Below are 10,256 nucleotides of genomic sequence, written 5' to 3' on the forward strand. Positions count from 1 at the left end.
ACCGAAGTGCCCACGATGTCATGAGACCAACTGTCCACGATCATATGAGACAGAAGCATCCACGATGTCCCGAGACTTCACAGTAAATAGTCAAGTCACTGGTGGCGCATAACGGAGAAGCGTAGGGACTCAATAAATCGCTCGGTTTCATTGTCCAGTGCGCGACTTAGCGTCAACTGGCGGCCATCTTCAACTCCTTGCCGGATTCCGCTCAACACTTTTGGCTCAACCTGAGCAAGATGCTCGGCAACCTGCCGCGCATCTCGATTGAGCTCGCCTTCAGAACTCACCGAACCAACAAAGCCGACCTCCAGCGCCTCGTGGGCGCTGATCTTACGCGGGCGCAGCAACCAGTCTTCGGCTCGCCCAGGACCGATCAACCGCGACAGTATCCAGGAGACTCCAAAATCGGTGCCGATGCCTAAATTGACGTATGCGGTATTGAAACTGCTGCGATCCGACGCCAATCGAATGTGGCAGGCACCGGCCCAGCCCAATGCCGCGCCAACGCAGGGACCGTTTAGGGCAGCAATAACCGGCTTTGGAAAACTCATAAGTTGCTCTATCACCCCCACGTTGCGCCGCAACCGACGGCAGACGACCGAACGCCCCTCATCGGTGCCGACTTCCACCCGCATGGCCTCAACCATGTCGAGCCGACCCCCCGACGAGAAAATACCACCGTCATTACGCAGGATCACCGCCGCGACATCATCGTTCGCCGCCAGCGCCTTCAGCTGTCCAGCAAACTCTGCTGTGGTCTGGTCGTCCAATGCGTTGCTTTCCTCCGGAGACGCAAGGCTCACAACTGCGACGTATCCGACTTCTACCTTCAACTGTGTCACTGGTCCACCTCCGCAGCTTCCTTGCGCAGGTCGCGTACCCGGATTTTGCCGTTAAAATTCTTGGGCAGCTCGTCGCGGAACACAATCCGGCCTGGGATTTTGTAGGCGGCCAGTTGTTCGCGGCACAATGCCTTCAGTTCGTCCCGGAAAGCCTCTGATGTTGTGGTCGATGCGGAAATAAAAGCGACAACAGTTTCGCCGCGATACTCGTCAGGGGCACCAACAACGGCCACCTCTTGTACACCTGGGTGGGAGTACAGAACATCTTCAACTTCCCGCGGCCAGATCTTGAAGCCGGAGGCGACAATCAAGTTCTTCGTTCTGTCCACGATATAGAGCCAACCATCTTCATCGACAAATCCGACGTCGCCAGTTTTCACCCAACCATCTAGAAATTGCGCTGTTGTCTCATGTTCCCGGTCCCAGAAGCCGTCGACGACATTCGGCCCTGATGCCAGGATCTCGCCACGCTCGCGCGTACCAAGATCAGTGCCGTCATTCCCGATGATTCGCACTTCTCCGTCAAAGACTGGCACACCGACCGAAATAATGCCGCTCTCCTCGTCGATGCGAATTTCCCCGGGCGGGGTTGACACGTGCGCTCCAGTAGTTTCCGTCAAACCGTAGCCAGGACCCACCTCCAGGCCAAAAACATCCTTAAAACGCCGAGCGAAATCAGTGGGCACCGCAGATCCACCACACCCTACAAACTGCAGCGAGGAAACGTTGCGAGGTTTCTTCAGCATTTCCTGGATCAGTGCGGTGTAAGCTGTGGCTGTTCCCGTCGTCCAGGTTGCTTCTGTTTTCTCCAACTGATCAAGATGCACCCTGGGATGGAATCTGTAGGCCAAGACGATTTGGCTTCCTTCCATCAGCCACGAGGCAAGGTGCATGGCAAGTCCAGTAATATGCACCAGCGGCGCAGTAGCCAGCACGACGTGGTCCGGACCTCTGACTCCATTGAATGCCGGATACCCGGCACCCACATAGGCAAGATTCCCATGTGTCGTACGCGCACCTTTCGGGGGCCCTGTAGTGCCAGAAGTGTAAGTCAGCAATGCCACGTCGGAGTCGTCCACAGTTGCAGGCTCGCTTAGTGTCGCCTCCCGGGATTTGTTTCCAACAATGTCGGCTAGGCGAGTCACCGGCAGCGCATTGGGCGTCTCACCGGCTGAGTCCGCACCACAAAACTCCTCGGGGACCCCCGCAGCGAACTCTTCAACTTCTGTTAGTACTACGTGCTCTAGGTTGGTTTCAGGAACTGTAGTAGCCCCCTGTCCGGCCCAGATACTGGGGGTAGTGACCCATACTTTCGCGCCGGAATCCGAGGCGATCCGATGGATTTCTCTGGCGCGGTACATTGGGTTGACTGGAACCACGGTGGCCCCCAACCGCCACGTTCCGATCGCTGCGAAAGCGAACTGTGGAACGTTCTGCAATTGAATCAAGACACGGTCACCATGTTTGACGCCGCGTTGTGTCAGCCATGCGCTTATAGCCGAAGCGTGGTCGCCGACCTCTCGAAAAGTGTAATCGGTTTCAAAAACAGTCAGCGCCACTTTGTCGGAAGATCGACTGATATGCGCTTCCAAGCCATCTAACACTGTGGAGAACCTTGGTTGGAATACACCTTGGTGCTCGCCTTGTCGTTTACCCATCATCGTTCGCCTCCAGTTTGCGATCGTTGCACAGATCACAATACTAGAAAAGTTGCTAGACGCCTAGTAGATTTGCGTGGCAGGAGACTTTCACACGCACCCGGCCCAAAACCCCAGTGAACGGAGCATACGATGCACAAAAGCACTTCGACGGAGGCGCCGACAACGGCGATCAATGTTGAAGAATATGCCGCGTGGTGCCGCAAGAACCACCCCGACGCCGCCCCTATCGGGCCCATCGAGGCGCTCACTGGAGGTCAGTCAAACATCACGCTGACCTATCCCTCAGTAACTGGAAACCTAGTCCTCCGTCGCCCTCCTACCGGTCACATCATGGAGACCGCACACGACATGGCCCGAGAATTTCAGGTCTTGCGAGGACTACAACACACGTCCGTGCCCACGCCTGAGCCCATCTTGTGCGTACCACAGGTGGACTACAATTCAGGGCTAGACGCCCCGTTCCTCGTGATGAGCAAAGCCGAGGGCTTCGCACTAACAAACGCAAAAGCGTCCTCAGGTCTGTCGTGGTATGACCGGCACGCTCTCAGCCGCGAGCTGACCATCCGGCTGGCAGATCTGCACTCAGTAGACATCACAACCGAACCACTGAGCTCTCTAGGCCGCCCCGAGGGATTCCGTGACAGACAAGTGCGGCGCTGGACTAAACAGCTCAACGCGTCCCGCAGCCGACCTGTCGAAATGACCGACCGGTTGGCGCGTGACCTCGCTGCTACGAGACTCTCCTCGAAGGGCGCCTCATCGTTGGTGCACGGCGATTACAAGTTCAATAACACCATGGTCACCGCCACCGACGACGTTAACCCCCCCCATATTACCGCGATTCTGGACTGGGAGATGGCCACACTGGGGGATCCGCTCACCGATATTGCAACATTGGCGATTTACTGGGCCATGCCACAGATCAGCGAAGAAACTCGGCGAAACTTTGAGACGCCGGTGGACACTAATAATGGATATCCGCAGACCGAAAAGCTCTTCGACTGGTACTTCGCTCGTCTTGACGAGAACGGCGTCTCGGTTCCGCGTCAGGACCTTAATTGGTATCTAGCCCTTGCTGCCTTCAAGATTTCCGTCATCGTAGAGAGCCTTTACTACCGATACACCCTCGGGAAAGCATCCTCCGACGAAGCAGCCAATGCTGGAACTATGACCGAATCGGTCGCTGCTACCGGCCTCGCCTACCTTGAGACGTGAAGAAGCCCTACTGTTGACGCTATGAAAGAAGACTAGGAGCCATAGATGAGTATGAGCACTGCACCCTCAACGCTGCTGGCTAAGGCAAGGGGATTCGTCCACGAGGATGTCATCCCAACAGAACCCCATTACCGAGAACAGCTAGATCGGCACCCTTCCGATAGTGAGCCAGACTATTGGCGCCGGCCTCCAGCGGTGTTCGACCTGATGCAACGAGCAGAAGAGCTTGGTCTGAGTAGACTGTTTCTGAAAGAACCATGGGGGCAGGGCCTCTCTAACGCCGAGTACGCGCCGATCGCAGAGGCCACCGGTTGGAGCCCACACTTAGCACCGGCGGCCATGAACTGCGCCGCCCCAGATTCAGGGAATATGGACTTGCTCGCCGAATTTGGCACCGAAGAACAACAGCAGCGGTGGCTCAAACCCCTCGTCGAGGGAACCATTCGATCGGCATTCTGCATGACCGAACCGAACATCGCCTCCTCGGATGCCCGGAATGTTGAGACAAGCATCACTTCAAATGGCGAGACAATGAAAATCACTGGCCGTAAATGGTTCATCAGCGGGGGGCTCAACCCGGAGACGGAATTATTGATTGTGATGGGAAGATCCGACCCCAACGCTGACCCACATCGGCAACAGAGCATGCTAATAGTACCTCGTGACACGCCGGGGGTGACTGTAAACCGACCAATGAATGTGCTCGGTTTTGACGACCGGGAACATGGAGGCCACGCGGAAATCATCTTCGAGGACGTCGAGGTGCCTAACGAGAACGTGATCCACGGGTTGGGTGAAGGGTTCACCATCGCCCAGGCCCGCCTCGGGCCCGGACGGGTCCATCACTGTATGCGCCTGATAGGGATGGGCGAGCGCGCACTGCAGCTGGCTTTAGAACGGGCGTGGGACCGCGCTGCGTTCGGATCGACCTTGGCAGAGAAAGACACGGTGCGCCACATGGTCGCCAGCGCGCGCATCGCGCTGGACCAGTCACGCCTGCTGGTCTTGGATACTGCCACAACTATGGACAGCTTCGGTAATCGGGCTGCCCACCAGCGGATACAAGCAATCAAGATCGCCGTGCCCTGTGCCGTACAGAAGATCCTGGATGACGTGATCCAGCTCTTCGGTGCAGCGGGACTCAGCCAGGACACCCCGCTGGCTGCGCTGTTTGCCGCCGCACGCGGCCTGCGCCTCGCAGACGGTCCCGATGAGACCCACCTAACATCACTGGGCCGGTCTCTGCTAAACCGCTATAGGCCCGAGTGAGAATCAGCTACGGACGCCACCCTCGAAGAGCGGCCCCACCGTCAATCGCTTGCTTCACCTAGGCCTGTCCTAATGGCACCAAGTCAAGGGAATTGTGTGAGCTGGACGTACTTATCCGGCAGCGACCAGTGTTGCTCCGCCGTCGATGAGAATGCGCTGACCGGTAATCCAGGCCGCGTCGTCAGAGAGTAAGAAAATCACCGGCCCAGAAACATCTTGCGGTTCACCGAGGCGTGCCAGTGGATACTTAGCTGACAATTCCGCTTCCCGTCCTTCATAAATTGCCCGGGCAAAATCAGTCTTGACCGCCGCCGGGGCGACCGCGTTTACCCGTACTTCCGGTGCGAGTTCGGCAGCTAATTGCTGAGTGAGCCCGACAACGGCGGCCTTCGACACCCCATACATGCCGATACCGTGGCTAGCAGTCACTCCAGCAAGCGACGAGATGTTCACGATTGATCCTCTTGTCTGTCGAAGGCCGGCCCGCACTGCCATCCGCGTCATCTCAAAGACCCCGAGAACGTTTGTGTTCAGAATTTTTCGTGACGCGCTGTTTTCCAGATCCATCATGTTGCCGTAAACAGGGTTCACACCCACGTTGTTCACGAGGTGATCCAGCGGGCCGAGGCGAGATAAGGTGGCTCTGACCTCCTCACGGTGACCTTCATCATCGATGCTGCCCACCACGGGCACCGCTTGTGTCCCCACTGCTTTAGCGGCCTCTTTCAACGTGTCTTCGCTCCGGGCAGTCATTACCACGGTGGCGCCTTCCTTCACCAGGCGCTGTGAGATCGCAAATCCTATGCCCTTACTGGCGCCGGTGACCAAAGCGAGTCGCCCCGAAAATCGCCCATTGCCCGTGTCGAGGCCGATGGCTTGTGAAGCCATGCGGTGTCTGCCTTCGTTGCCGGATTTATCCATCGCACTGCCTCCTTAAACGAACGCCGAGTGCCCAGTTATGTCCCGACCAACAATCAGGGTATTCATCTGTAACGTCCCTTCAAAGGAGTACTGTGCCTCCAGATCATTGAAGTACCGGATGATGTTGTAATCAAGATCGATCCCGTTGCCTCCGAAAATCTCTCGACACCAGGCCACAACTTGACGAGCGCTGGCTGTCACGTGGGCCTTAGCCAGAGCAGATTTCTGCTCGTGGTGACCGATTCGGTCAGCGCTTCGGGAGACCTGGACGCACATGCCGAGGCAGGCGTTGATTTCGCGAAGGGATTTCACCAAAAGGTTCTGAATCAGCTGGAAACTGGCGATTGGGCGCCCAAACTGCTCACGTTTCTTTGCATAGTCCAGTGCGGCCTCGTAAGCACCAACAGCTGTCCCCAGAGCACCCCAGGCAACATCGATCCGTGTGCGAGTTAGCACCTTTGCGATATCCGCGAATCCGTTGGAACCGGGTAAGTGCGCTTTCGCGGGTAGTTCCATATCCGTCATGACGATATCTGCGTTCTGTACGTCGCGTTGACTGTATTTGTTTTCTATCTTTGTGGCCGCATAGCCCGGAGTGTCCGTTGGTACGATGAAGGCTTTGACCTTTCCGTCGGAGTCATCGCGTGCGTTGATGACCACGACGTCGCCCCAGGTGGCGTTTCCGATCCAGCGCTTCTCGCCGTTGATCACCCATCCGGAATCCGTGCGCTGGGCGACGGTTAGCAAGCCACGGGCCGCGTCGGAACCAGACTGCGGCTCTGTAAGTCCGAAGGCACCGACCTTTTCGGCACGCGCCAGTGGGCCAAGCCATTGCCTTTTCTGCTCTTCGGAACCCAGCATCTGTATCGCCCCCATGCACAGCCCTGAGCTGACCCCTACGAGTGTGGTGATCCCCGCACTAACCCTGCCCAGCTCTAGTACAGAGAATCCGCGGTAGACCGCAGAGTTTTCGAATCGGGCCGTCTCCGGGTACGGATCTCCCATAATCCCGAGCCGTCCGATCTCGGGCACGACGTGGTGGGGAAACTCGGCTCGGTCCCAGTAGTCGTTTGCTATCGGTCGTACGTGCGTCTCCATGACGTCACGAATCGCCATCAGCGACGACTTCTCCTCTTCGGTCAGCCCTTCCGCGTACCCGAGGTAGTCGGCCCCCAACGGCTGAAACTCAACAGGATTGTGTTGTGTCGTCATCTGCTTCTCCAAACTTAGTTACCTACAGCCGTTCAATAACCACAGCCATGCCCTGACCGCCACCTACACAAAGCGTGGCGAGACCAAACCGGCCAGCCACTGCGTCAAGATCGTTAATCAAAGTACCGAGCATCCGCACGCCGGTTGCTCCGAAGGGGTGCCCGAGCGCGATGGCGCCACCGTGAGGGTTCACGATCTCTTCCTTCAGACCCAACTCAAGGATCGTGGGGACCACCTGGGCGGCAAATGCCTCGTTAAGCTCCACCGCATCCAGATCTTCTGCTGTGAGGCCTGCCCGCTTCATGGCCCTGCGGGAGGCTTTGATAGGCCCCAACCCCATAAGTTCTGGCGTCAATGCCGTTACGGCGCTGGCTACAATCCGCGCGCGCGGCTGGATTCCCAGCTCATCGACTTTGCGTCCGGACATCACCAGCGCACCGGCCGCGCCGTCGTTGAGCGGACAAGCGTTTCCCGCCGTCACGGTGCCATCCTCTACGAAAGCGGGGGGCAATTCCGCCAGATTCTCCGCCGTGGTATTAGGACGCAGGCCGTCGTCTTCCTTGACAACCTGACCATCGGGGGTCGTGATCGGAGTGATTTCTTTGGCCATGAATCCATCCGCCTGCGCCACCGCTGCGCGTTGTTGCGACTGCGCAGCATAACGGTCCTGCTCTTCACGAGTAGTGTTGGTCTTTTGCGCCACCAGCTCTGCTGTCAGGCCCATGGGAAGATGATAATTTGGCATGTGACCGTCTTCGCGGGGGTCGCTCCAAGACCGTGATTTCACCTTATCCATCGCCCTTTCGGCGGCCTCCCGGTACAGAGGATGATTCGTCACGGTGGACGGCACCTGATAACGCGACACACACTCGACCCCACCGATCAGGTAGGTGTCACCCTCCCCCGCACGGATGCCGTGGAACGCATTGCGGGTGGCTTGAATCGACGAGGCGCAAAAGCGATTAACTGTCGTGCCGGGCACATCGTCACGACCCATCAGGACCGCCACACTGCGGGCGATGTTGGCACCATGCTCATCGTGTGGCTCTGCGCATCCGACAATGAGATCTTCAATTTCGTGGGCCGCGTCAGTGGGCACTGTGGCGAGCACGTTCGATAGCACTTGATGTAACAAATCGTCCGGGCGTACTGAGGTTAAACTGCCTTTCCGAGCGCGGCTGATTGGTGAGCGAAGTGTCGTGACGATCAGTGCGTCGTTCGATTCGAATGCCACGGAGGTCCCCTTCATGGTGCCAACATACTCAAGCAGGTTGCTTGACTTCTAGCATAATAAGGTGCGACCCTTATTTCAGTCAACAACGAGGCATGCCGAAAGGGCCTGAATGTCTACTCACTTTCGTGAAGCAGGAGCACAACAACTTCCGTTTTCGGGAACGTTAGGGATCGTCGGAGCGGGACTGATGGGTTCCGGAATCGCACAGGTGGCCGCGGCGAACGGATTCGACGTTGCCCTCTTCGATGTTGACGATGGGGCAGCCGAAAAGGGGCATTCCAGCATTCGAAACCGTTTGGTTGCCCGTGTCGAGCGCGGAAAGCTTACTCAGGACGAAGCGGATAGGGCGTTGGAGCGCGTGAGTATCGCACACTCCATTGAGGAGGTCGGCCAAGCCGCTTCTGTGATTGAGGCGGTTGTCGAGAAGCTGGAAGTCAAACAGGGAATATTTCGCCAACTCGCCGAGGTCGCCGATGAAGACAGCCTGCTCGCCACCAACACCAGCGCCTTGCCGGTAACTGATATCGCGGCTACATCTTTACGCCCCACCCAGATCATCGGCATGCACTTCTTCTCCCCCGTGCCGGCTATGGCACTGTGCGAAATCGTTCGCGGCTATCGGACGACCGATAGTACTTTGGCCAAGGCGCAGAATCTGGCGAATGCACTGGGAAAGGAAACCATCACCGTGACCCGCGACGACGCAGGGTTTGTGACCTCTCGTATCATGGCCATCCTGGTTCGGGAAAGCGCACTCATCGTTGAGTCTGGACTCGCCACCGCCGAAGACGTCGACCGTGCTTGCCGCTTGGGGTTTGGGCATTCAATGGGGCCCCTAGAGACGGCAGACCTCACCGGTGTCGACGTAGCTTACAACGCTGGTGAAAGTGTTTATCAGACAACTAAAGACCCTTCCTATCGCTCGCCTCAACTGCTGCGACGTATGGTCTCAGCGGGTGCACTCGGTCGAAAGACTGACGAGGGCTTCTACACATACCAGGACGGAGAGGAAAATGACTGAAGAAACGACCAACGACGATGTCCTGATCGAACAGGCTGAGGGGATCATTTTGATCACCTTGAACCGCCCGCGTGCTCGGAATGCCATCAACCGTGCAATGTCTGATGCGATCGCTGAGACAATGCAACGAGCCGACACTGACCCTGCCGTTCGGGCCATGGTGATCACCTCGTCAACATCGACCAGCTTTTGCGCCGGAGCCGATCTCAAAGAGACCGCTCAGGGAGTGGACCTCTACGCTTCGACCGGTCCGCTAGCATCCTGGGGACTCGCAGGCAGTACGGCACGCACTCCATCAGTACCGGTGATTGCGGCAGTTGAGGGTCAGGCCCTGGGGGGTGGTTTCGAAATCGTTTTGGCCGCAGACATTGTGGTCGCATCCTCTGAAGCGTCCTTCGGGCTGCCCGAAGTTCGAGTCGGGCTGATGCCCGGAGCGGGGGGTGCGGTACGGCTCCCCCGCCAGTTGCCTCGAAAAGTGGCCATGGACATGATGCTTACTCGCGAGACCCTGAGTGCTGGTCGAGCCTACAGCCTCGGGCTTGTCAGTCGTCTCACTGACCCAGGCTCCGCCCACCGTGAAGCATACTCAGTCGCTGAAGCGATTGCCAACGGAGCGCCGCTGGCGGTTCGCGCCACGAAGGAAGTCGCTTTGGAACTAAACGAGGGAGTTGAAAGCGATGAAACGACTCGGTGGCAACGGAACGAGAAGGTCTTTGGACGCATTATGGCGAGCAACGATGCGCGCGAAGGCACCGAGGCGTTTTCCGAGAAGCGTGAGCCCGTATGGGCCGGCCTGTGACTGAGAAGGACCCGTCCGCACGGACCGGAGTTCCGCAGCTGATGGACATACGAATCCGGCCCCTTGGGCATGGTGGCGG

Annotated in this window: 9 protein-coding genes; 4 read left to right on the plus strand and 5 right to left on the minus strand. The window is 57.8% G+C overall.

Annotated features, from left to right (window positions below):
- Positions 1–95 precede the first annotated feature (95 nt).
- Positions 96–845, minus strand: coding sequence for an enoyl-CoA hydratase/isomerase family protein (locus tag ACTHV6_RS11215; protein WP_441387658.1), 750 nt, complete (start codon positions 843–845; stop codon positions 96–98).
- Positions 842–2,506, minus strand: a complete 1,665-nt coding sequence (locus ACTHV6_RS11220; protein ID WP_441387660.1) for a class I adenylate-forming enzyme family protein — start codon at positions 2,504–2,506, stop codon at positions 842–844. Before ACTHV6_RS11220 ends, ACTHV6_RS11215 begins: the two co-directional genes overlap by 4 nt.
- A 129-nt stretch (positions 2,507–2,635) precedes the next feature.
- On the opposite strand from ACTHV6_RS11220, the gene ACTHV6_RS11225 reads away from it, so the two are divergent.
- Positions 2,636–3,721: a phosphotransferase family protein gene (locus ACTHV6_RS11225; RefSeq protein WP_441387661.1), complete on the plus strand. Its 1,086-nt coding sequence runs from the start codon at positions 2,636–2,638 to the stop codon at positions 3,719–3,721.
- A gap of 45 nt (positions 3,722–3,766) precedes the next feature.
- Entirely contained in the window at positions 3,767–4,990 is a 1,224-nt protein-coding gene (locus ACTHV6_RS11230; protein WP_441387663.1) for an acyl-CoA dehydrogenase family protein, read from the plus strand.
- 111 nt (positions 4,991–5,101) lie between these two features.
- On the opposite strand, the gene ACTHV6_RS11235 is transcribed toward ACTHV6_RS11230, so the two are convergent.
- The 3 genes from ACTHV6_RS11235 to ACTHV6_RS11245 are packed head-to-tail and all read right to left on the minus strand — an operon-like array spanning position 5,102 to position 8,357.
- Positions 5,102–5,911, minus strand: coding sequence for an SDR family oxidoreductase (locus ACTHV6_RS11235; protein ID WP_441387664.1), 810 nt, complete (start codon positions 5,909–5,911; stop codon positions 5,102–5,104).
- Positions 5,912–5,923: 12 nt separating this feature from the next.
- On the minus strand, positions 5,924–7,123 hold the full coding sequence (locus ACTHV6_RS11240) for an acyl-CoA dehydrogenase family protein (RefSeq protein WP_441387665.1): 1,200 nt from the start codon (positions 7,121–7,123) through the stop codon (positions 5,924–5,926).
- 22 nt (positions 7,124–7,145) lie between these two features.
- On the minus strand, positions 7,146–8,357 hold the full coding sequence (locus ACTHV6_RS11245) for an acetyl-CoA C-acyltransferase (RefSeq protein WP_441387667.1): 1,212 nt from the start codon (positions 8,355–8,357) through the stop codon (positions 7,146–7,148).
- Between the two features lie 187 nt (positions 8,358–8,544).
- Here ACTHV6_RS11245 and ACTHV6_RS11250 point away from each other — a divergent pair, with 187 nt between their 5' ends.
- Both ACTHV6_RS11250 and ACTHV6_RS11255 read left to right on the plus strand, forming a co-directional pair.
- Positions 8,545–9,378 carry a 3-hydroxyacyl-CoA dehydrogenase family protein gene (locus tag ACTHV6_RS11250; RefSeq protein WP_441387669.1) on the plus strand — a complete coding sequence of 278 codons (834 nt, stop codon included), beginning with the start codon at positions 8,545–8,547 and terminating at the stop codon, positions 9,376–9,378.
- Positions 9,371–10,177, plus strand: coding sequence for an enoyl-CoA hydratase-related protein (locus ACTHV6_RS11255; protein ID WP_441387668.1), 807 nt, complete (start codon positions 9,371–9,373; stop codon positions 10,175–10,177). Before ACTHV6_RS11250 ends, ACTHV6_RS11255 begins: the two co-directional genes overlap by 8 nt.
- The last annotated feature ends 79 nt before the right edge of the window (positions 10,178–10,256 follow it).

The organism is Ancrocorticia sp., assembly GCF_052089425.1.
Lineage (GTDB): Bacteria > Actinomycetota > Actinomycetes > Actinomycetales > Actinomycetaceae > Ancrocorticia.

What these genes read in the sequence shown, in the direction of transcription:
- ACTHV6_RS11220 (WP_441387660.1), bottom strand. Translation starts at nt 2,506, where the DNA reads ATGATGGGTAAACGACAAGGCGAGCACCAAGGTGTATTCCAACCAAGG.
- ACTHV6_RS11225 (WP_441387661.1), top strand. Translation starts at nt 2,636, where the DNA reads ATGCACAAAAGCACTTCGACGGAGGCGCCGACAACGGCGATCAATGTT.
- ACTHV6_RS11230 (WP_441387663.1), top strand. Translation starts at nt 3,767, where the DNA reads ATGAGTATGAGCACTGCACCCTCAACGCTGCTGGCTAAGGCAAGGGGA.
- ACTHV6_RS11235 (WP_441387664.1), bottom strand. Translation starts at nt 5,911, where the DNA reads ATGGATAAATCCGGCAACGAAGGCAGACACCGCATGGCTTCACAAGCC.
- ACTHV6_RS11240 (WP_441387665.1), bottom strand. Translation starts at nt 7,123, where the DNA reads ATGACGACACAACACAATCCTGTTGAGTTTCAGCCGTTGGGGGCCGAC.
- ACTHV6_RS11250 (WP_441387669.1), top strand. Translation starts at nt 8,545, where the DNA reads ATGGGTTCCGGAATCGCACAGGTGGCCGCGGCGAACGGATTCGACGTT.
- ACTHV6_RS11255 (WP_441387668.1), top strand. Translation starts at nt 9,371, where the DNA reads ATGACTGAAGAAACGACCAACGACGATGTCCTGATCGAACAGGCTGAG.